We start from the raw sequence: 19,659 nt of genomic DNA on the forward strand, positions 1-19,659 counted from the left end.
CTAGAGAAACGCCTCTCAGGCGCCCTCACCCATGTCCGCACAGGTCAGACCCCAGATTCGTGACTCTAGGACGCTGAATTACGCGGAACACAGGACGGCCCGGCCCGTGAGTTTGCCGGAGGGCCGTCTTGTAGGCGGCAATCTGGGCGACCCCGGCGAGGTTCGTGGGGGTTGTGCGGTGGGCGAGTGGTCGAGCAGCTGCTGGAACATGTTCCGGTGCGCCTGGTGCGGTCCGGTTGGTAAGCAGGTTGGGGCATGTGTGCCCGTAGTGCCAGGAGGCTAGCCAGATGGGGTGCGTCCTCTGAGATTTCTGAAACGGCCCGTCTGTGAGGATTGTCGGCACCCAGTTTTGTGAGAGCTTCTGCAGGGTGAGCGCCGCAGCGTGATCGTCTTTGTTCGTCTCGTCATCTGAGCTCGGGGCGCGATAGCAAAGGCCCTATGGGTGATTGCGGTGGCGTACGGAGCGAGGGGCTGGGGTGGGGTGTCACGGCTGTGCGCAGGTTCTGGGGATGGCGTCATTGTGCTGGGGTGGAGTGGTCGGTGTCGGTGTCGGTGGGTTGAGGGTTGAACCATGACTCGGTCGTCATGGTGGCAGGTCCTGTTTGAGGTGGCCTGGGGGTGGCCAATAACAGCAGGTCAGGCTCTTGGGGGAGCGATATCTGCACGGTACGTCGTGCTGGGCTTGATGCTCCGACGGACGTGAACGCGCGTAGTCGTCCGGTTTCGTTCGGGGGGTTGGTGCCGTACGCACGTGCGTCGCGGGCGTGATCCGGGGGAGGGCTGTGGGGAAGCCGACGGAGCCGCGTGATGGGGTGCGTCCGGTGCAGGTGCTGCTCTCGCCCGCGAACGTCTGGCGGGTGGGGCTCGCGGTGGCGGCACTTGTCGCCGTGGTGCTCTTCATCCGGTTCGTGTTGGCCGATGCGGGCAACCTGATCGGCACGTTGGTGATGTCGTGGTTCCTCTCACTGGCGATGGAGCCGGCCGTACGTCGACTGTCCAGACGTCGGAAGCGGGGCACGGCGGCGCTTCTGGTGATCACGGCATTCGTGCTGGCCGCCGTGATCTTCCTTGTCCTGTTCGGCAACCTGTTCCTGGAGCAGATCGCGGCGTTGCTGCGTGCGCTGCCCGGTGTGATCGGCGGCGTCGTCGACTGGTTCAACGCTCGGCTCGGTACGAACTATCAGGCCAGCGATGTCCTCGCCTCCATCGATCTGACCCCGCAACAAACGGCCAAGTACGCCCAAGGTGTGCTCGGCGGTGTGCTCGGGCTGCTGGGCACGGTGACGGGGACGGTGTTCGGCGCGTTCAGCCTGCTGCTGTTGACCTTCTACATCTCGGCCGACGGGCCGCGGCTGCGGCTGTGGATCGCGCAGCTCCTGCCCGGCCGGATCCGGCAGGTCTTCATCAGCGTGTGGGACGAGTCGCTGGTGAAGACGGGCGGATACGTGTCGGCCCGGCTCACTCTGGCCGCGATCAGCAGCACCATGTCGGCAGTGGTGTTCCTGGCGATCGGCATGCCGTCCTGGCTGGCTCTCGCGGTCTGGACCGGTGTCGTCGCCCAGTTCGTGCCCACCATCGGCACCTACATCTCCATCGCCCTGCCCGTGGTGGTGGGGCTGGCGTCGTCCCAGCCCTGGCGCGGGTTGGCGGTGCTCGGCTGGGGGGTGCTGTACCAGCAGGTGGAGAACCTGACGCTGGAGCCGAGAATCAGTGCCCGGTCGGTGGACATCCATCCCGGGGTCTCCTTCGTGGCGGTGACAATGGGCGCATCGCTGTACGGCGCGATGGGTGCGCTGCTGGCGATTCCGGTGGTGGCCATGCTGCTCTCGCTGGTGGACACGTTCGTCACCCGTCAGGAACTGCAGGTGGGGGAACTCGGTGGCGCCGGGCCGCCCGCCAAGCGGCCCCCGGCGGGACCTCGTACCGCTGCGGATCGCGGGGGAGGCGACGACGAGGACGGGAGGCCACGCAAGGAGAGCGGCTGATGTTCACCGGCCCGTGTGCCGGTCTGGTCGCGCCGTCGCTCTCTTGCCTGTGTGGAACAGGGCGGATCCGTCCGGCGGTCTCACGTCACGATGAGGACGACGAAGAGCACGCACACGAAGATGTTGATCAGCCAGCCGTGGGAGCTCATCCAGTCCCTGATCTGGGGCATGACCTCCGTGGCCCGCCGTCGGAAGAGCAGGTAGCTCAGCAGCGGCAGCGCGGCCAGCAGCAGCGTGGCGAGCACGAACGGGATCGCCGCGCCAAGCGGGGACTTGTTCTGATCCAGGTTCACGCCGACGGTGAGCATCGCCATCAGGTCGGTGGGCATCAGCAGGATGAGGAGCAGTCCGGTGACGAAGGCCCGGCCAGGGCCGGCTTCGAGGAGGGTGCCGAGCCAGGCGGGTGCTTCGGAGGTGTCGCGTTTCAGGTAGTTCCTGATGGCCACGAGTATCAACAGGCCGACGAGGACGAGCTGAATGATCACGCCGGCCGACCCGGTGTCGGTGGGGTCGCCCAGTGAGATGCTGCCAGCGACCAGGGCTGCGAGGAGGCGGGCCAGTGTCACCCCCACGATCGTGGCGATCACGACGCCCGCCAGGTAGGCCAGCGACACGCGTACCGCGTTCCTGTGCGTGACGAGGAGGATCGAGGCCATGATCTGGGGGCCCGCCATCATGGTGACGGCTAGCGGCAGCACCTGTAGGTCCATTGGCACCTTCCTCGGCGTGACGGTGGCGCCGGTGTATGGCATGGCTACCCGTAAGTCCCTCTGGATCCTCCAATGTGAGGGTCAGTGAGTCATAGATCGATCTGCCTGCTTCGGGGGTGACGGCAGGGCGGAGGGCGGTTAGGCCGTCGGCTCTCGCGGAGCGGCCCGGGCGGATCGGTGAGTGGGAGTTCGGGGACTGCGCCGACTGAGGCATGGGGATTCGATCACAAGTGCCGCCGGAGGGCCAGGTTTTCCTGGGGCAACGGGAGCCCTGGTCGTCACGGCGGTGACCAGGGCATTGTGTTGTCGGCCGACGTCCCTTTGGTGCGGCTTCGCGTCCTGGGAGAGGGCCTCTTGTCAGAAGGGGCCGGAGTCCGGGTAGCCGGCCTTGATGACGGCCTTGCGGGTCTTCGCGTTCAGCTTCTTCTCGCTGATGACCTCGGCGGCCGCCGGTGCGGTGATCTTCGCCTTGATGCCCCAGCCCGAGTACGTGGTGTCGGTGTGGAAGGCCATCTGGTCGTAGGAGTCGCCGTCCGAGGTGGAGGTGCTGTCGACGACTGTGCGGGTGAGCAGGTTGTTCTTGTCGAAGTACAGGTGGAACTCGACGTCGCCGGTGGCCTTGTTGTGCCGGTACGCGGCGAGGGTGGAGGTGCCCTGGTATTCGCCGGGCGCCACTTCGGAGGAGTTGGCCAGCATGAACTTCAGGTCCGCCGGCGTGGTGCCCGTACCGAGGATGGCGTTCTCGCGTTCGCCGGTCTTCGAGCCGATCCAGGAACGACCGGCGGGCAGCGCCTTGGCGATGCCGGGGTTGGTCACGTAGGCGTTTCTGCCTTCGGCGATGACCCGGTAGGGCGGACGTGAGTTCTCCGGGCGGGAGGTCATGCGGACGCGGAGGTCGGCGGCGGCCACGTCGCCCTTGCCGAAAGCCAGGATGCCGCTGGTACGGGTGTTCACCTTCACCTGCATGGCCTGGTCGTTGACGGTGAAATCGAGGGTGATGCTGCTTAATTCGGTGATCTTCACGCCCTTGCCCGGAAGTAGTTGGGCTTTCAGGGCTTTCACCGGGTCCGCCGGGGCGGCCTGCGCGGTTGCCAGGGATGCGGCCTGAGCGGGTACGGCGGCCGCGCACACGACTGCGGCCGTGGTCGCGAGGCCCGCGAAGAAGAGCTTCATCAACGTCCTTGATTTGGCAGGATATAGCAGAGGAAAGAGTAAGAGGGTGGTGTTGGGGAGATAAGCGATATCCCGTAACGATCCTGTGGCGACTGGTAATGGGTGCGGTTCGAGTTGTCGCGTGGCAGTCTCGATCACTTTGCGCAGACGGTGTCAGAGGCGGCGTCGCCGGGGAAGCAGGGATGGATCGGGCTTTATCCCGTCAAGTATCTGGAAGGATCCCGCGAAGGGTTCGGGTTCATGGTCGAGGACGCGGGATTCTTCGGGAGCTATGGATTTGCGTGGAGTCCGAATGGTGTGCCGGATATCGACGCGCCGGGCTCCTATCGCCGGTACGACGGACCGTGGTACGTCTGGAGCGACGACTGATGTCAGGAGCGTCGCCAGGCCAGGAGGCCGTCGGGGGCGTCGGTCTGGACGTAGCCCGCGCTCACGAGCTCTTCCCGGAGGGTTTCCCGGGTGGGCCGGTAGGCGCGGCCCACGAGTTCTTCTTCGCTGAGCACTTTGTCGCCCTGGGTGATGCGGTAGAGGTAGCGGCACTCGGCGCCTTCGTCGTCCGAGTCCGCGATCTCGGACGAGACCGTGTACGTGTGGCGGCCCACCTGGCGGGAGGTGAGGTGCCGCATGGGGCGGGGCTGCGGCGGGCCGCCGTCGCGCCAGGTGAGGATCAGGAGACCGCCGGGCTCCGACCGGCCGGCCAGGACGGGCCACAGGCGCTTGCGGTAGCCGGGTTCCAGGGCGTACATCACGTTGATCATCACCATGGCTTCGACGGGTTCGGCGAGGTCGAGGGCGAGGTCGAGGCTCAGGGCGTCGTGGGGGAGTACGGTGACCCGTTCGAGCAGGTCCGGTCGTTCGGCCAGCCGGGAGAGCAGTACGGTGCGCATCGCGGCTGAGGGTTCCAGCGCGAAGATCTCGGCCGGTGTCCATTCGGCCAGGGATGTGGTGATCAGGCCGGTCCCGGCGCCGATTTCCAGGATGCTTCGGCGAACTCCGGTCAGGAGCGGCGGCAGCTTCTTGCGGACGTCCGGTATGTGGCTGTTCACTGCGAACAGATCGTAGAAGGCGGGGGAGATGTAGTCGGCCATGGTCGATCACCGTAGAGGGGTGAGCGTGGGGCGGGGAGGGTTCGTACTGACGGTGCTCGTCGCGTGGATGCTGGTGGCTTCCTGCGGTGCGGGCGGCGGCGATGCGGGGGCGTTCGAGGATCGGGCCCGGGAGGTGGCTGCGCGGTGGCAGGGGTCGGCGGACGATCGTGCCTGGCGCGGCGGGTTCGTGGCGTTGGAGGTGCTGAATCCGCAGGGCTGGGCGCGGGTGGGCGACGTTCCGGCCTGGGTGAACAGGAGCGCGCACAACGGCGTGTGGAAGCTGGACGTCGAGCTGCCCACGGACACCCCGCCCGGCGCGGACGTGCGATGGCCGGACGGGAAGGTCTCGCGTGTGCCGCTCGTGTCGGCGGCCACGGCGTACGCGGAGTTCGGCAGGCCGGCGCCTCTCACCGAGGACGAGTGCCCGGCCAAGGGCTGCCGTCCGCTTCGGGTGATCGGTGCCCGGCTGGGCCGGGTGCCGGTGGAGACCAGTCGGGGGACGGTCCGGGTCCCCGCGTGGGTGTTCACCGTAGCGGGGGTCGAGAAGGCGAAGGTGCACGTGGCGGTCGACCCCTCGGCTGTGACCGCGCGTCCTGAGCGGGTGCCGGGGAAGTTCGAGGAGGTGCCGGCGTACGATCTCGTCGCGGGCGAGCCGAAGAAACTGCTGCTTCGGTACGGGTACGGCGCCTGCGAGACCGTGCACGGGGCACGGGTCTACGAGACGGACCAGGTGGTGGTGGTCGACGTGGACAAGAGAAATGCCAGGACTGCCCAGGTATGTCTGGACATTCTCAAGATGGCCACGACCACCGTCACGCTCGCCCGGCCGCTCGGGGACCGGCTCGTGCTCGACTCCGAGGCCGGGTTGCCGGTGTTGCGCGGGTTGAACCGGCACTGACGGCACAGCGGTGACACCCTGAAGGAAGCGCCCAAAAGAGCCCGAAAGAGTACGGAGGGGGCCCGAAGGGTCCGGAGGGCCCGCGTGAGTCCGGAAGGGCCGGCGCAAATCCGGAAGGGCCCATGCAAATCCGGAAGGGTCGGCGTAAGTCCGGGAAAAGGTCAGGCGCCCGCCGCCGGCGCCCGGTTCAGCGTCACGCCGAAGTGCTCGCCGTACGCCGGAAGCAGTTCGTTCTCGTTCAGGATGCGTTCGGCGCGTTCGCCCTGCCGGGTGACGATCAGCTTGCGCCCGCTGATCGTGGTACGCCCCTCCGCCGTGCGGATGGAGCAGACCGGCGACCTGGTGAAGTGCGAGTCCGGCGAGGTCGCCTGCCACCAGCAGGTCGGTACGAAGTCGGCCAGCTCGTACGGCCGCGCGGTGAGCCGGTAGGCGGGCTCACCGTTGTGCGACACGTCGAGATCGCCGTGCTCCCCGGGAGCGGGGACGATCCGGAACACCCCGGCCGAATCCTTCTGCTCGCCACGCTCGTCCAACCGCAGCGGCTCGTCGGCGAAGTCGCCGAAGCCGACGTCCACCAGCCACGGCTCGTCGAGGTCGACGCGGAGCGCGAGGTGGTCGAACAGCGGCCCCGGCCGGCCGCCCCCGAACACCCGCGCCGCGAGCAGGGTCACCCGGTAGCCGAGCGCCGTGAGCAGCGCGGCGAACAGGCCGTTCTGCTCGTAACAGAAACCGCCGCGGCGGCGGGTGACCAGCTTGTCGAACAGGGCGTCCGGGGCGAGGGAGACGGGCTCGCCGAGGTGGATGCTCAGGTTCTCGAACGGCACCGCCCTCAGATGCGCGAACTGGAGGGCTCGCAGGCCGTGGACGTCCGGTGGCACCGGCCGGGACGCTCCGAATCTGTCCAAGTAGCGGGTGACTTGCGACTCGTCCATGACGTACAGGAAACCACGTCCCGCCTGCCCGTGCCCGCCGGATGGCGTCGGTGCTCAGCTCCGCACGGCGCACAGCAGGCGGTTGTCACCCCGCTGCCACAACGTGCCGATCTCGCCGAACCCGGCCTTGGTCAGCGCGCTGACGTGGTGCTCGACCAGGTGGGACTCGGAGCCGTGATGGGAGGCGCCGGCCGTGGTGCGCTCCTCGTTGAGGCCGGCGAAGGCGGGGTCGGCGGCGACGGCGTCCCACCAGGAGCGCCAGTCCTCGGGGAGGCGGTCGCCGAAGACCCGGTCGGTCTCGCGCTGGTGCACCGCGTGCTCCAGCCGGGCCAGGGTGGGGGAGGACGAGTCCATGTGGTCGCCGTTGAGCAGGACCCCGCCGGGGCGCAGGACGCCGGCCAGCTCGGCGTACGTCTCCTGGAGCTCCTCCGGCGAGATCCAGTGGAGCGCGGTGGTGCTGACGGCGGCGTCGGCGGGACGGTCGAGGCCGAGCGCGTCGCTCCACCCACCGGTGCGCAGGTCGGCCGAGACGAACCGCAGCCCCGGGTAGGCGGCGCGGCCGAGCCCCAGCAGCAGCGGGTCGGCGTCGACGGCGATCACGGTGGCCCCGGGAAGGCGTTCGAGCAGCCGGGCGGACAGCGAGCCCGGCCCGCACCCCAGGTCGATGACGAGAGGATCGGGACGTCCCAGCGCCTCGACCGCGTCGATCAGCGCGGTGAAGCGCGCCTCCCGGTCGGGCAGGTAGCCCTCCTGCTGGCGGTCCCAACGCTCGATCCATTCCAGCGCGACTTCGTGAGTGAGCACAACCATCTCCCATGTGACCGTCGTCTAAGATTTGAGCAGTCACAACTTAGAACGCGAAGGTGTAACCGGTCAAGTGGATTACAACAGTCACACGGATGCGATCGTCCGGGTCGCGGTGGCGCTGGTCAACGGGCTGACCCCGGGCGAGCAGCGGGGACGTGAGTTCCCCCTCCCCGGCGACCTCGTCGCGGCGGCCTCAGGAGCGCTGGACAGCGTCTATCCAGGCCAACGCGAGGTCGGCGCGGCCGACGCCGCCGAGCTGGCCGAGGTCGCGGCCCGGCTGCGTGAGGTGTTCCGCGCGGTGGCGGCCGGCGACGTCGACACCGCCGCCCTGGCCACCAACGCGCTGCTGGAGGAGAGCAGGGCCAGGCCGATGCTCGAACGCCACGACGGCGAGCCGTGGCACCTGCACTTCCATGGCCCCGGCGGCTCGCCGGCGGGCGACTGGGCCGCGAGCTGCGCGACCGGGCTCGCGATCGTGCTCGGCAGCGAGTTCGGCGACCGCCTCGGGGTCTGCACCGCCCCCCACTGCGACCGCGTCTACGTGGACGTCTCCCGCAACGGCACCCGCCGCTTCTGCTCCACGGCCTGCCAGAACCGCGTCAAGACCGCGGCCTTCCGCGCCAGGACGCGGACGGAGTGAACCGGCTCGTCGCTCGATGCGGACGGAGTGAACCGGGTCGGCCCACGACGCGGGCCGGTCAGCCCAGGACGCGGGCCGAGCGGGCCGACGCGGGCCGGTCAGCCCAGGACGCGGATCGGCGTGCCGTCCAGGAACGCGTCGATGTCCTGCACGGCGTCGCGGAAGTAGGTCTCGTAGTTGCCGCCGGTGACGTACCCCAGATGGGGGGTGGCCAGCACGTTGGGCAGTTTGCGCAGCTCGTGCCCGGCGGGCAGGGGCTCGGTCTCGAACACGTCCAGCCCGGCCCCCGCGATCAGCCCCTCGCGCAGCGCCGACGCCAGGGCGGCCTGGTCGACGATGGCCGCCCGCGAGGTGTTGACCAGGTAGGCGCTGGGCCGCATCAACGACAGCTCACGCTCGCCGACCAGCCCGCGGGTGCGCTCGCTCAGCACCAGATGCACGGAGACGACGTCCGACTCGGCGAACAGCTCCTGCTTGGCCACCGCCCGCACGCCCAGCTCGCCGGCGCGCGCCGCGGTCAGGTTCTGGCTCCAGGCGATGACGTCCATGCCGAACGCCTGCCCGATGCGGGCCATCTGCGCCCCGATCTTGCCGAGGCCGAGCAGCCCGAGCGTGCTGCCGTGCAGATCCATGCCGACGGTGTTCTGCCACGGGCCGTCGGAGCGCATCGCCGTGGCCTCGGGCACCAGGTGGCGGGCCAGGCCGAGGATGAGCGCCCAGGTCAGCTCGGCCGGCGGGGTGGAGGCGCTGCCCGTGCCGCACACCGTGACGCCGCGGGCGCGGGCGGCGTCGAGATCGACGGAGGCGTTGCGCATGCCCGTGGTGATCAGCAGGCGCAGCCGGGGCAGCCGCTCGAACACCTCCGCGGTGAACGGCGTGCGCTCCCGCATGATGACCACGATCTCGACGTCGGCCAGAGCCGCGACCAGCTCGTCCCGGCTGGTGAAGTGGGCCCGGAAGCTGTTGGCCCGGACGCGCGACCAGTCGGCCAGCCCGAGGGCCACACCCTGGTAGTCGTCGAGGATGGCGCAGCGCAGCATGATCAGAGATCCTACGCGGCGGCCCCTGCTCCAGCTCCCCGGCGGGGCCGGGGAGCTGGAGCCCGTTCATTCGGCGGCTAGCCTTTCCGCCTCTTCGTGCAGCGCCGCGACCAGGATCAGCTCCAGGTTGAGCTCCTCCAGGTCCGGCGTCGCCAGACCGTCAAGGACGCGCATGGTGGGCCTCCCTGAACAAATGACGTCTCAGGTGTCACATAGGTTCACATCTATCTGAAACGTTCAGGGGAGGCGCGGACCGGGGAGGCGGTGGAGTCATTCCGGCGCGGGTTCCGGGAAATGTCCCGGACAAATCATCAGGCCACTCCAGGCAGGCCGGAATCGCGGTTCAACTCCATGTCCATCTGCATCGCCAGAATCTCCTGCCGCTCCTCGTTGATCCTGCGGCATAGCGTGACATATGCGGTCAGCACCTTGGAGTAGGAAGCCCGCGCCTGTTCCAGTTGGTCGCGCAGCCGTTCGATGCGGTCGGGGTCGGCGGACTCCTCGGCCTCCGCCTCGGCCAGCAGCGAGCGGGCCTCGTCGACGATCTCCTCGGCCCGCATCCGCGTACGTCGCAGCATCGCCGAGCACTGGAAGAGCTCCGTCAGCCGCGCTGAGGAACGAGCGAACTCGGACTTGCTCATGGTCGTGCCGCCCGCCCGATGCCAGCGAAGATTCGATGCCATTCCCGCCACCTCCCCGGTCAAGGTTGCCTAACTGTAGACGTGTGTACCCCGTACGAGGATGACGTGCGGGGCCGGGAAGTAGAGGTCTGCGCTCCCGGCGGAGAGTTTTCTTCCTCTGGCAGGTCGAGGATTTTCCCCTGAAACTCATTCGGTCCCTGCTGAATGTGCTGATTGGAGCTATGTCTGGGGCCTTTTCCGGGGAGTGCAACGAATCGCCAGGGTCGGCAAATGGGTGCCTCGAAGACGGCCGATCGGCCCCCGCGGCGGCGGGCGTTCGTCACATACTGAAACGACATGGCGGCGCAACGTGACTCTGAGGTGACGGCAGTGGTGGCGATGTCGGCGGCGGGGAACAACGACGAGACGGTCGACGTCAGCGTCGTCATCCCGGTGCACAACTGTCGTCCCTATCTGGACAGGTGTCTCACCTCGGCGCTCGTGCAGCGGGTGAAGAAGGAGATCATCGTCGTCGACGACGGCTCGACCGACGGCGGCGCCGAGCTCCTCGACCTCTACGCCACCTACCACCAGTCCAGCGTCAAGGTCGTGCACATCGAGGGCTCGGGCGGCGCGGGCCGGCCGCGCAACGTCGGCCTCGCCCACGCCACCGGCCGGTACGTCTTCTTCTGCGACGCCGACGACCACCTCGGCCCCGAGGCGCTGGAACGCATGGTCGCCATGGCCGACAGGAACGGCTCCGACATCGTGCTCGGCAAGATCGTGGGCCACGGCAGGCGGGCCCCCGCCTCGATGTTCCAGCAGAACGCCGAGCGCCTGACCCTCGCCGACAGCAACGTCTACAACAGCCTGAGCTGCTTCAAGCTGTTCAGGCGGGAGATGGTCGAGCGGCACGGCATCCGCTTCGCCGAGGACATGCTGGTCGGCGAGGACATCATGTTCACCGTGCACGCCTACTGCCACGCCGGCGTGATCTCGGTGGTCGCCGACTACGACTGCTACCACCTGGTCTCCAGGTCCGACGGCAGCAGCATCATGCAGCGCCCGGACAGCAGGGACCCGATCGCCTGGCTGTCCATGATCCGGCGGCCCATCCGGCTCATGGCCCGGCACGTCGAGCCGGGCCCGCTGCGCGACCACCTGCTGCGCCGGCACTTCAGGCTCGACGCCTTCACCCAGCTCGGCGCGGTGTTCCTGGAGAGCGACGACGTGCGCCGAAAGGAGATCGCGCAGGAGGTCGCGGCGCTGTGCGACGAGTGGTTCACCCCCGGCGTGCACGCCCGGCTCAACACCATCGACAAGCAGCGGGTGGCCGCGCTCGGCGACGTCGACCGCCTGGTGCGGCTGGCCCGGATCGAGAGCGCCACCGTACGGCGGCGGCTGACCGGGCTGCGCTGGGAGGGCGACCACCTGGTGGTGTCCGGCACGGCCGGGCTGGAGGGCATCAGCCAGGACGACGGCGTGGCGCTGGTGCTGCGTTCCCGCGACGACCCGCACGGCGAGCTGGTCGTCCCGGCCGAGCGGCAGGGCGCGGAGTTCACCGCCCGGGTCGACGCCGCCGCGCTCGCCTCCGGCGTCTGGGACCTGCGGGTGGCGGTCGAGCTGGAGGGGGTGGTGCGCCACGGCAGGCTGGGCGCCGACCGCGACAACGGCGTCACCCGGCCGCCGCCCCACCTGATCGACGGCGTGGTGACGCTGCCGTACTTCACCAGGGACAACGGCAACCTGAGCATCGACGTCGGAGGGCACGTCGTCGCCGTGCCCGGCACGGCCCGGCTGCACAGGACCAGGTGGGGGCTGGGCCACCGGCTCGTCGTGCACGGCGAGGTCAGCGTGGCCGGGACGGCCCCCGAGTGCTCGGCGATCAGGCAGATCGTCTGGCGGGAGCGGCGTACCGGCCGCGAGCGCGCCGAACGGGTGACGGCGCTGCCCGGGGGCGCGTTCGCGGCCAGGCCGGCGGTGGGCCGGCTGCCGCCCGGCACCTGGGACGCCTACCTGGAGCTCGACCTGGGCGGGCCACCCGCGCTGTTCAGGGTCGAGACCGACGCCGCGACGGTCGCCGGGCCGCGCAGGTGGTGGGGCGCGGCATTGCTGCGCAGCGTGCGGCCGTACGCGACCTCGGGGAAGGGGCGGCTGAGCACGGTCGTGCACCGGCTGACGCCGCGAACGATCCTCAGGAGGATCCTGCAGTAATTGCCACCTATGTGCAGGTGCAAGGCAATGCTCTAAAGTGAGGAGGATTTGTTCGTCCTTCTGGAGGCGTTGCCGTGCACGTACCCGATGGCTTCTTCAACGCAGCTACATCCGTCTCCGCCGGAGCGGTGGCGGCCGCCGGGGTAGCGGTCTGCCTGCGGGGCGCCCGTCGCGAGCTGGACGACCGGACCGCCCCCATGGCGGGGCTCGTGGCGGCCTTCATCTTCGCGGTCCAGATGCTGAACTTCCCCGTCGCGGCGGGCACCAGCGGCCACCTGCTGGGCGGCGCGCTGGCGGCGATACTCGTGGGGCCCTATACAGGGGTGCTCTGCATGGCCGTGGTGCTCCTGGTGCAGGCCGTGTTCTTCGCCGACGGCGGACTGACCGCGCTGGGCGTCAACATCACGATCATGGGCATCGTCACCGTGCTGGTCGGCTGGGGCGTCTTCCGGCTGGTCACCGGGCTGGTCAGGGGCAGGGGCGGGGTGCCGCTCGGGGCGTTCCTGGGGGCGCTGATCTCGGTGCCGGCCTCGGCGCTGGTGTTCTCGGCGCTGTTCTGGATCGGCGGGACCGCGCCCATCGAGGTGTCGGCCGTGGCCGCGGCCATGGGCGGCGTGCACGTGCTGATCGGCATCGGCGAGGCCCTGATCACCGCCACCACCGTCGCCGCCGTGCTGGCCGTACGGCCCGACCTGGTGTACGGCGCCCGCGGGCTGGCCAAGCCGCTGGTGCTCAAGGGCGCCGAGGGCACGACCACGACCGTGGGCGAGCAGGCCCCGGAGGCCAGGCCGGGCGCGCTCAAGCCGTTCCTGCTGGGCGGGATCGGGCTGACCCTGGTGCTGGCCGGCGTGGTCTCCTTCTTCGCCGCCTCCGCCCCCGACGGGCTGGAGGCCGTGGCCGAGAACAAGGGCTTCAGCGGCCAGGCGGCCGACCACGCGTTCGGGTCGTGGGCCCTGGCCGACTACGGTGAGGTGGGCGGCATCCCGGTCGGCGTGGCCGGGATCGTCGGCGTCGGGCTCGTGCTGCTCATCGCCGGTGGCGTGGCGTTCGCCGCGCGGAGCCGTACGAACGTGGGGGTCTGATCTGTGAGAGACGGTGAGTGACGGTGGGCGCGGGGCATCGGCACGATCTCTACCTGCCGGGTGACTCCCCCGTCCACCGGCTGCCGCCGCAGTGCAAGCTGCTCGCCGTCTTCGCGTTCGCCGTGGTCGTGGTGGCCACGCCGCGGGAGCGCTTCTGGGCCTTCGCGGTCTACGCGGCGCTGCTCGGGGGCGTCGCGCTGGCCGCGCGGGTGCCGTTCGGGCACGTGCTGCGGCGGATGGTGATCGAGCTGCCGTTCGTGCTGTTCGCGTTCCTGATCCCGGTGATCGGGATGGGCGAGCGTACGACGGTGCTGGGGGTCTCGCTGAGCGTGCAGGGGTTGTGGGCGGCCTGGAACATCCTGGTCAAGGCCACGCTCGGCGTGATCGCCTCGATCCTGCTCGCGGCCACCACCGAGCCGCGGGTCATCCTCGTCGGTGCCCAGCGGCTGCGGCTGCCGAGCCTGCTGGTGCAGATCGCCATGTTCATGCTCAGGTACATGGACGTGATCCTTGAGGAGATGCGGCGCATGCGGGTGGCGCGCGAGTCGCGCGGGTTCGAGGCGCGCAACTTCCGGCAGATCCCGGTGATCGCGCGCTCGGCCGGGGCGCTGTTCATCCGTTCGTACGAGCGGGGTGAGCGGGTGCATCTGGCGATGCTGAGCCGCGGCTACTCCGGACGGATGCCGATAATTCAAGATATTTCAGCATCCGTCGGGCAGTGGGGGGCCGCGCTCGCCCTGCCCGTCATGGCACTCGCGGTTCTGGGGCTCTCATGGTGAACTCTCTGGAGGTCAGCGACCTGGCCTACGCCTACCCCGACGGCACCCAGGCGCTGTTCGGCGTGAACCTGGCGATCGGCCGCGGCGAGCGGGTGGCGCTGCTCGGCCCCAACGGCGCCGGCAAGACGACCCTCGTCATGCACCTCAACGGCATCCTCGCCGCCGGGCACGGCAGCGTGGCCGTGGGCGGCGTCCCGGTGCGCGGGGACACGCTCAAGCAGATCAGGCAGCGCGTCGGCCTGGTCTTCCAGGACCCCGACGACCAGCTCTTCATGCCCACGGTCAAGGACGATGTCGCCTTCGGCCCGGCCAACGCCGGCCTCCAGGGCGCGGAGCTCGACCGGGTGGTCCACGACGCGCTCGACCGGGTCGGCATGCTGGAGGCCGCCGACCGGCCGCCGCACCACCTGTCGTTCGGGCAGCGGCGCAGGGTGGCGGTGGCCACGGTGCTGGCGATGCGGCCGGAGATCCTGGTGCTCGACGAGCCCTCCTCCAACCTCGACCCGGCCGCGCGCAGGGAGCTGGCCGAGATCCTGCGGTCGCTGGACGTGACGGTGCTCATGGTCACCCATGACCTGCCGTACGCGCTGGAGCTGTGCGAGCGCTCGCTGATCCTGTCGGGGGGCGTGATCGCCGCCGACGGCCCGACACGCGAGCTGCTGGCCGACACCGAGCTGCTGGCCGCCCACCGCCTGGAACTCCCGTACGGCTTCGCCGTCCCCGCCGGGTGAGGCAACCTGGCGCCCAGGTCGCGGGCCGGACGGGCTTCTGGGTAAGAACCCTCAGCACGACGTCTGGCGCCTGATTGGTCCGGTCAGTCCTATGCATCCGGCTCTTCGTCGTTTGTGCATGCCCGCTATCCGGGGATGTCGAAGTACAGTGGCTCATCGAGGAGGGGCCAAATGAAGCTGCGGCTTGCGCGACACGCCCTGGGTGACGCCGTGGTGGTGGCGGTTGAGGGAGAGCTCGATCTGTTCACCGCACCGTTCCTCCGCGACGAGGTACGCGACGCCATCAAGCAGGACAGCGCCAGGCTCGTGCTCGACCTGCAGCAGCTGTCGTTCATGGACTCCAGCGGTCTTTCGGTGCTGATCGAGGCCTGGCGGCTGGCCACCGGAGAGGGCGGCGGGGTGTCCCTGGCCGCGCCGCAGGCGCCCGTGGCGCGCATCCTGCGGACCACGGGGCTCGACCGGCGGATCAAGGTGTACTCCGACGTCGACAGCGCCGTGGGGGGAATTTAACCCGCCCCGAGTAGAACTTCATTCGGTTGGCGCGTTAAGGTCCGGGATATGGACGTCAACGGATCTGCAGCAATCATCTCCGGCGGTGCCAGCGGCCTCGGTGAGGCCACGGCCCGTGAGCTGGCCCGAGCGGGCGCCACCGTGGTCATCGCCGACCTCAACGAGGAGCGCGGCAAGGCCGTCGCCGACGAGCTCGGCGGCGTCTTCGTCAGGACGGACGTGTCGGACGACGATCAGGTGCAGGCGGCCGTCGACGCGGCCGTGGCCACGGGCAAGCCGCTGCGCGTCGTGGTCAACAGCGCGGGCATCGGCTGGGCCGAGCGCACGGTCAACCGCGAGGGCAAGCCGCACAACCCGGCCACGTACCGCAAGGTGATCGAGGTCAACCTGATCGGCACCTTCAACCTCATGCGCGTCGCCGCGGCCGCCATCGCCGCCACCGAGCCGGCCGACGCCGACGGCCAGCGCGGAGTGGTCATCAACACGGCCTCCGTCGCCGCCCTGGAGGGCCAGACCGGCCAGCTCGCCTACTCCGCCTCCAAGGGCGGCATCGTGGGCATGACGGTCCCCGCCGCGCGCGACCTGGCGGCCATCGGCGTACGCGTGAACACGATCTGCCCCGGCATCATCGACACCCCCATCTACGGCTTCTCGGGCAACGCCGACGAGTTCAAGGCCAAGCTCGTGGCCCCGGTGGTCTTCCCCAAGCGCATGGGCCGGGCCGACGAGTTCGCCCACCTCGTCCACTCGCTCATCCAGAACGACTACATGAACGCCGAGGTCGTGCGCTTCGACGGCGGCATCCGCTTCCAGCCCAAGTGAGGTTTCGTGTCTGACGAAGTGCTCGTCGAGGAGTCCGGGAACGTCGCGATCATCACCATCAACCGGCCGAAGGCGCGTAACGCGATCAACGGCGCGGTGGCCCGGGGGATCGCCGAGGCGCTGGACACCTTCGACGCCCGCGCCGAGATCTCGGCGTACGTGCTGACCGGCGCCGGCGGCACGTTCTGCGCGGGCATGGACCTCAAGGGGTTCCTGTCCGGCGACTTCCCGGTGGTCGAGGGACGCGGCTTCGGCGGCATCGCCGAGGCGCCGCCCAAGAAGCCGCTGGTGGCCGCGGTCGAGGGGTACGCGCTGGCCGGCGGGTTCGAGCTGGCCCTGTCCTGCGACGTCATCGTGGCCTCGTCGGAGTCCACGTTCGGGCTGCCCGAGCCCAAGCGCGGGCTGGTGGCCGGCGCGGGCGGGATCATGCGGCTGCCGCGGCGGATCCCGTACCACGTGGCCATGGAGATCGCGCTGACCGGCGACCACTACCCGGCCTCCCGCCTGTACGAGCTGGGCCTGGTCAACCGGATCACCGAGCCCGGGGCCGCCCTGGAGGGCGCGCTGGAGCTGGCCCGCAAGATCGCCGCCAACGCACCCCTGGCGCTCGCGGCGACCAAGAAGGTGATCATCGAGTCCCAGGACTGGTCGCTGGAGGAGATGTTCAAGAAGCAGGGCGCGATCATCAACCCGGTGTTCGGCTCCAAGGACGCGATGGAGGGCGCGGCGGCCTTCGCCGAGAAGCGCGCCCCCCAGTGGAAGGGCGAGTAGCCCCCGCCGGCACGCCGGCCCCTCCCGGACGTCCGGGAGGGGCCGCGTCAACGCGCGCGCGTGAGCTTTCCTGCGTACGGTAAAAAAGAGGAGACGACCACCAGGAGAGCGCATGAGCGACCATTCCGGTTCCAGGTTCGAGTCGGCCAAGCACGGCGCCGGCACCTTCCTGTCGAGTGCGATCAAGGCGATCGTCATCCTCGGATCCATGCTCGCCGTGATGTGGGTGCTGGAAGGCGTCGACTACGTGATGGGCGGCGCGCTCGACTCGTACGGCATCGCGGGCTGGGACCCCGACGGCCTGGTGGGCATCTTCTTCGCGCCCTTCCTGCACGGCGGCTTCGGCCATCTCATGGCCAACTCGCTGCCGCTGCTGGTGCTGGGCTTCCTGGCGGCGGTGCGCGACATCCGCAGGTTCCTCTGGGCCACGTTGCTGATCGTACTGATCGGCGGCGTCGGCACGTGGGTGTCCAGCCCCGGCGTGATCACGATCGGCGCCAGCGGCCTGGTCTTCGGCTACTTCGGCTTCGTGCTGGCCAGGGGCCTGTTCGACCGTCGCCTGGTGGACATCCTGATCGGCATCGGCGTGGGCGTGGCCTACTACTCGATCCTGTGGGGCCTGCTCCCCAACCAGCAGGGCATCTCCTGGCAGGGCCACCTGTTCGGGCTCCTGGGCGGCGTGGTGGCCGCCTGGGTGCTGCGGCGCAGGAAAGAGCTGCCCGCGCCGCTGTGAGCCCTACAGGTGCGGTTTGGTGTGCTCGGCCGGCGAGCTGGAGAGCATGCGGTCGATGAGCGCCAGGCCGATCGCCGAGGCCACGAACGCCAGGTGGATGATCGTCTGCCACATGATCTTGTCGTTGGGCACGTCGCGTGCCCGGATGAACGTCTGCAGCAGGTGCACCGACGAGATGCCCACGATGGCCGTGGCCAGCTTGACCTTCAGCACGTTGGCGTTGACGTGGGAGAGCCATTCGGGCTCGTCGGGGTGGTCGTTGAGGTTGATGCGCGAGACGAACGTCTCGTAGCCGCCGATGATCACCATGATCAGCAGGTTGGAGATCATCACGACGTCGATCAGCGCCAGGACCGTGAGCATGACGACGACCTCGGCCGACGTGCCGTCGCCGGTCGCCGGGTGCAGGAAGACGCTGCTGATCAGGTGCCACAGCTCGGTCATGAACTGCCAGACGTACACCGCCTGCGCCACGATGAGGCCCAGGTAGAGCGGGACCTGCAGCCAGCGGCTGGCGAACATGAGGTGGCCGAGGCTCCGGGGCAGCGCTCGCCCCTGGCCGATCGGGGGCTGTTCGGGCAAGAATGTTTCCTACTGATCGAGCCGGAGGACTGGTGAGTTGGCGAACCTGGGATCCCTGGAACGCGCGATCATGAACGTGCTGTGGGATACCGGCCGGGCCATGCGCGTCAGGGAGCTTCTGGACAGGCTCAACGAGGAACGCGACCTCGCGTACACGACCGTGCAGACCGTCGCCGAGCGGCTGGTGCGCAAGGGCCTGCTCGTGCGCACGCCCGCGCGCAACGCCTTCCGCTACGCGGCCGCCTGCTCAAGGGCAGAGCACGTCAGCCGTCTGATGCTGGAGGCCCTTGACGTCAGCACCGACAAGCTGCCGGTGCTGACGAGGTTCGCGCAGAGCGTCGAGGAGGACGACGCGCTGGCGCTCCTGGACGAGCTGGCCCGCCGGACCGGCCGGCGCGGACCGGGCTAGAGCCGCTCGACCACGTGATCGACGCAGACCGTCAGCGCCTCGACGTCGGACGGCTCGATGGCCGGGAACATCGCGATGCGGAGCTGGTTGCGGCCCAGCTTGCGGTAGGGCTCGGTGTCGACGATGCCGTTGGCGCGCAGCACCTTGGCCACCTCGGCGGCGTCGACGTCGTCGGTGAAGTCGATCGTGCCGACCACCTGCGAGCGGAACTGCGGAGCGGCGAACGGCGTGGCGTAGGACGACTTCTCGGCCCAGGTGTACAGGCGCTGGCTGGAGTCGGCCGTGCGGGTGGTGGTCCAGGCCAGGCCGCCGTTGCCGTTCATCCAGTCGAGCTGGTCGGCCAGCAGGAACAGCGTGGCCACGGCGGGCGTGTTGTAGGTCTGGTCCTTGCCGGAGTTGTCGATCGCGATCGGCAGGCTGAAGAACTCGGGGACGTACCGGCCGGAGGCGGCGATCTCCTCGACCCTGGCCAGGGCGCGCGGCGACATGATCGCGATCCACAGGCCGCCGTCGGAGGCGAAGCTCTTCTGCGGGGCGAAGTAGTAGACGTCGGTCTCGGCGATGTCGACCGGCAGGCCGCCCGCGCCGGAGGTGGCGTCGACCAGCACCAGCGAGTCGTCGCCGCCCATGCGGGAGATCGGCATGGCGACGCCGGTCGAGGTCTCGTTGTGGGTGAGCGCGTAGACGTCGACGCCGTCCTCGGCGACCGCGGTGGGGTAGGTGCCGACGTCGGACTTGATCACGCTCGGGTCGGCCAGCCAGGGCGCCTTCTTGGCGACCGCGGCGAACTTCGAGGAGAACTCGCCGAACGCCAGGTGCTGGGACTTCTCCCTGATCAGCCCGAAGGCCGCGATGTCCCAGAACGCGGTGGTGCCGCCGTTGCCCAGCACGACCTGGTAGCCCTCGGGCAGCGAGAACAGGTCGGCGAGGCCGGAGCGCACGCGGCCGACCAGGTTCTTGACCGGCTTCTGGCGGTGGGAGGTGCCCATGAGGCTCGCGCCGGAGGCGGCGAGCGCGGCCAGTTGCTCGGTGCGAACCTTCGAGGGCCCGCAGCCGAAGCGGCCGTCGGCGGGCTTGATGTCAGCGGGAATCACGATGTCAGCCACGCGCCCAGCGTACTGAGGCCGTCCGGG

Annotated in this window: 22 protein-coding genes; 13 read left to right on the forward strand and 9 right to left on the reverse strand. The window is 69.4% G+C overall.

Annotated elements, in window-relative coordinates; all coding sequences use genetic code 11:
- Positions 1–821 precede the first annotated feature (821 nt).
- Positions 822–1,985 carry an AI-2E family transporter gene (locus ACIHAD_RS45210; RefSeq protein ID WP_397361031.1) on the forward strand — a complete coding sequence of 388 codons (1,164 nt, stop codon included), beginning with the start codon at positions 822–824 and terminating at the stop codon, positions 1,983–1,985.
- 80 nt (positions 1,986–2,065) lie between these two features.
- Here ACIHAD_RS45210 and ACIHAD_RS45215 read toward each other — a convergent pair whose 3' ends face one another.
- Both ACIHAD_RS45215 and ACIHAD_RS45220 read right to left on the reverse strand, forming a co-directional pair.
- Complete coding sequence (locus tag ACIHAD_RS45215) at positions 2,066–2,695, reverse strand: GAP family protein (RefSeq protein WP_397361032.1); 630 nt, start codon at positions 2,693–2,695, stop codon at positions 2,066–2,068.
- A 357-nt stretch (positions 2,696–3,052) separates the two neighbouring features.
- Positions 3,053–3,868 (reverse strand): hypothetical protein, encoded by an 816-nt coding sequence (locus tag ACIHAD_RS45220; protein ID WP_397361033.1) that lies wholly within the window; start codon positions 3,866–3,868, stop codon positions 3,053–3,055.
- 102 nt (positions 3,869–3,970) lie between these two features.
- Here ACIHAD_RS45220 and ACIHAD_RS45225 point away from each other — a divergent pair, with 102 nt between their 5' ends.
- Positions 3,971–4,237 carry a hypothetical protein gene (locus ACIHAD_RS45225; protein ID WP_397361034.1) on the forward strand — a complete coding sequence of 89 codons (267 nt, stop codon included), beginning with the start codon at positions 3,971–3,973 and terminating at the stop codon, positions 4,235–4,237.
- Positions 4,238–4,239: 2 nt separating this feature from the next.
- Here ACIHAD_RS45225 and ACIHAD_RS45230 read toward each other — a convergent pair whose 3' ends face one another.
- Positions 4,240–4,956 (reverse strand): methyltransferase domain-containing protein, encoded by a 717-nt coding sequence (locus tag ACIHAD_RS45230; protein ID WP_397361035.1) that lies wholly within the window; start codon positions 4,954–4,956, stop codon positions 4,240–4,242.
- Between the two features lie 19 nt (positions 4,957–4,975).
- On the opposite strand from ACIHAD_RS45230, the gene ACIHAD_RS45235 reads away from it, so the two are divergent.
- The gene (locus ACIHAD_RS45235) at positions 4,976–5,854 is read left to right on the forward strand and encodes a hypothetical protein (protein WP_397361036.1); all 879 of its coding nucleotides are present in this window, start codon (positions 4,976–4,978) and stop codon (positions 5,852–5,854) included.
- Positions 5,855–6,015: 161 nt separating this feature from the next.
- Here ACIHAD_RS45235 and ACIHAD_RS45240 read toward each other — a convergent pair whose 3' ends face one another.
- Complete coding sequence (locus ACIHAD_RS45240; RefSeq protein WP_397361037.1) at positions 6,016–6,786, reverse strand: arylamine N-acetyltransferase; 771 nt, start codon at positions 6,784–6,786, stop codon at positions 6,016–6,018.
- Positions 6,787–6,840: 54 nt separating this feature from the next.
- Positions 6,841–7,590 carry a class I SAM-dependent methyltransferase gene (locus ACIHAD_RS45245; RefSeq protein WP_397361038.1) on the reverse strand — a complete coding sequence of 250 codons (750 nt, stop codon included), beginning with the start codon at positions 7,588–7,590 and terminating at the stop codon, positions 6,841–6,843.
- 73 nt (positions 7,591–7,663) lie between these two features.
- Here ACIHAD_RS45245 and ACIHAD_RS45250 point away from each other — a divergent pair, with 73 nt between their 5' ends.
- Entirely contained in the window at positions 7,664–8,233 is a 570-nt protein-coding gene (locus tag ACIHAD_RS45250; protein ID WP_397361039.1) for a CGNR zinc finger domain-containing protein, read from the forward strand.
- 98 nt (positions 8,234–8,331) lie between these two features.
- Here ACIHAD_RS45250 and ACIHAD_RS45255 read toward each other — a convergent pair whose 3' ends face one another.
- The gene (locus ACIHAD_RS45255) at positions 8,332–9,273 is read right to left on the reverse strand and encodes a D-2-hydroxyacid dehydrogenase family protein (protein ID WP_397361040.1); all 942 of its coding nucleotides are present in this window, start codon (positions 9,271–9,273) and stop codon (positions 8,332–8,334) included.
- A 311-nt stretch (positions 9,274–9,584) separates the two neighbouring features.
- Positions 9,585–9,956: a hypothetical protein gene (locus ACIHAD_RS45260; protein WP_397361041.1), complete on the reverse strand. Its 372-nt coding sequence runs from the start codon at positions 9,954–9,956 to the stop codon at positions 9,585–9,587.
- 294 nt (positions 9,957–10,250) lie between these two features.
- Here ACIHAD_RS45260 and ACIHAD_RS45265 point away from each other — a divergent pair, with 294 nt between their 5' ends.
- The 8 genes from ACIHAD_RS45265 to ACIHAD_RS45300 all read left to right on the forward strand — a co-directional run bounded on the left by ACIHAD_RS45265 (position 10,251) and on the right by ACIHAD_RS45300 (position 17,535).
- The gene (locus ACIHAD_RS45265; RefSeq protein WP_397361042.1) at positions 10,251–12,107 is read left to right on the forward strand and encodes a glycosyltransferase family 2 protein; all 1,857 of its coding nucleotides are present in this window, start codon (positions 10,251–10,253) and stop codon (positions 12,105–12,107) included.
- Between the two features lie 74 nt (positions 12,108–12,181).
- Complete coding sequence (locus ACIHAD_RS45270) at positions 12,182–13,189, forward strand: energy-coupling factor ABC transporter permease (protein ID WP_397361043.1); 1,008 nt, start codon at positions 12,182–12,184, stop codon at positions 13,187–13,189.
- A 23-nt stretch (positions 13,190–13,212) separates the two neighbouring features.
- Positions 13,213–13,968: a cobalt ECF transporter T component CbiQ gene (gene cbiQ / locus ACIHAD_RS45275; protein WP_397361044.1), complete on the forward strand. Its 756-nt coding sequence runs from the start codon at positions 13,213–13,215 to the stop codon at positions 13,966–13,968.
- Positions 13,962–14,699, forward strand: a complete 738-nt coding sequence (locus tag ACIHAD_RS45280) for an energy-coupling factor ABC transporter ATP-binding protein (RefSeq protein WP_397361045.1) — start codon at positions 13,962–13,964, stop codon at positions 14,697–14,699. Before cbiQ ends, ACIHAD_RS45280 begins: the two co-directional genes overlap by 7 nt.
- Before the next feature lie 171 nt (positions 14,700–14,870).
- Complete coding sequence (locus tag ACIHAD_RS45285) at positions 14,871–15,209, forward strand: STAS domain-containing protein (protein WP_138689510.1); 339 nt, start codon at positions 14,871–14,873, stop codon at positions 15,207–15,209.
- Positions 15,210–15,257: 48 nt separating this feature from the next.
- Positions 15,258–16,031, forward strand: a complete 774-nt coding sequence (locus tag ACIHAD_RS45290; protein WP_397361046.1) for an SDR family NAD(P)-dependent oxidoreductase — start codon at positions 15,258–15,260, stop codon at positions 16,029–16,031.
- Between the two features lie 6 nt (positions 16,032–16,037).
- Complete coding sequence (locus ACIHAD_RS45295; RefSeq protein ID WP_397361047.1) at positions 16,038–16,802, forward strand: crotonase/enoyl-CoA hydratase family protein; 765 nt, start codon at positions 16,038–16,040, stop codon at positions 16,800–16,802.
- A gap of 112 nt (positions 16,803–16,914) precedes the next feature.
- Complete coding sequence (locus ACIHAD_RS45300) at positions 16,915–17,535, forward strand: rhomboid family intramembrane serine protease (protein WP_397361048.1); 621 nt, start codon at positions 16,915–16,917, stop codon at positions 17,533–17,535.
- A 3-nt stretch (positions 17,536–17,538) separates the two neighbouring features.
- Here the strand turns inward: ACIHAD_RS45300 and ACIHAD_RS45305 are convergent, their stop codons facing one another.
- On the reverse strand, positions 17,539–18,117 hold the full coding sequence (locus tag ACIHAD_RS45305) for a TIGR00645 family protein (RefSeq protein WP_397361049.1): 579 nt from the start codon (positions 18,115–18,117) through the stop codon (positions 17,539–17,541).
- 37 nt (positions 18,118–18,154) lie between these two features.
- Between ACIHAD_RS45305 and ACIHAD_RS45310 the strand changes: the two genes are divergently transcribed.
- On the forward strand, positions 18,155–18,526 hold the full coding sequence (locus tag ACIHAD_RS45310; protein WP_397361050.1) for a BlaI/MecI/CopY family transcriptional regulator: 372 nt from the start codon (positions 18,155–18,157) through the stop codon (positions 18,524–18,526).
- Here the strand turns inward: ACIHAD_RS45310 and serC are convergent.
- On the reverse strand, positions 18,523–19,632 hold the full coding sequence (serC, locus tag ACIHAD_RS45315) for a phosphoserine transaminase (RefSeq protein WP_397361051.1): 1,110 nt from the start codon (positions 19,630–19,632) through the stop codon (positions 18,523–18,525). The genes ACIHAD_RS45310 and serC overlap by 4 nt on opposite strands.
- Positions 19,633–19,659 lie beyond the last annotated feature (27 nt).

Origin of the sequence: Nonomuraea sp. NPDC052265 (assembly GCF_044547985.1) — a bacterium.
GTDB lineage: Bacteria > Actinomycetota > Actinomycetes > Streptosporangiales > Streptosporangiaceae > Nonomuraea.

Coding starts and splice junctions, on each gene's coding strand:
- ACIHAD_RS45220 (WP_397361033.1), bottom strand. CDS start 3,868: ATGAAGCTCTTCTTCGCGGGCCTCGCGACCACGGCCGCAGTCGTGTGC.
- ACIHAD_RS45265 (WP_397361042.1), top strand. CDS start 10,251: ATGGCGGCGCAACGTGACTCTGAGGTGACGGCAGTGGTGGCGATGTCG.
- ACIHAD_RS45255 (WP_397361040.1), bottom strand. CDS start 9,273: ATGCTGCGCTGCGCCATCCTCGACGACTACCAGGGTGTGGCCCTCGGG.
- ACIHAD_RS45285 (WP_138689510.1), top strand. CDS start 14,871: ATGAAGCTGCGGCTTGCGCGACACGCCCTGGGTGACGCCGTGGTGGTG.
- ACIHAD_RS45290 (WP_397361046.1), top strand. CDS start 15,258: ATGGACGTCAACGGATCTGCAGCAATCATCTCCGGCGGTGCCAGCGGC.
- ACIHAD_RS45280 (WP_397361045.1), top strand. CDS start 13,962: ATGGTGAACTCTCTGGAGGTCAGCGACCTGGCCTACGCCTACCCCGAC.
- ACIHAD_RS45215 (WP_397361032.1), bottom strand. CDS start 2,695: ATGGACCTACAGGTGCTGCCGCTAGCCGTCACCATGATGGCGGGCCCC.
- ACIHAD_RS45240 (WP_397361037.1), bottom strand. CDS start 6,786: ATGGACGAGTCGCAAGTCACCCGCTACTTGGACAGATTCGGAGCGTCC.
- ACIHAD_RS45260 (WP_397361041.1), bottom strand. CDS start 9,956: ATGGCATCGAATCTTCGCTGGCATCGGGCGGGCGGCACGACCATGAGC.
- ACIHAD_RS45300 (WP_397361048.1), top strand. CDS start 16,915: ATGAGCGACCATTCCGGTTCCAGGTTCGAGTCGGCCAAGCACGGCGCC.
- ACIHAD_RS45230 (WP_397361035.1), bottom strand. CDS start 4,956: ATGGCCGACTACATCTCCCCCGCCTTCTACGATCTGTTCGCAGTGAAC.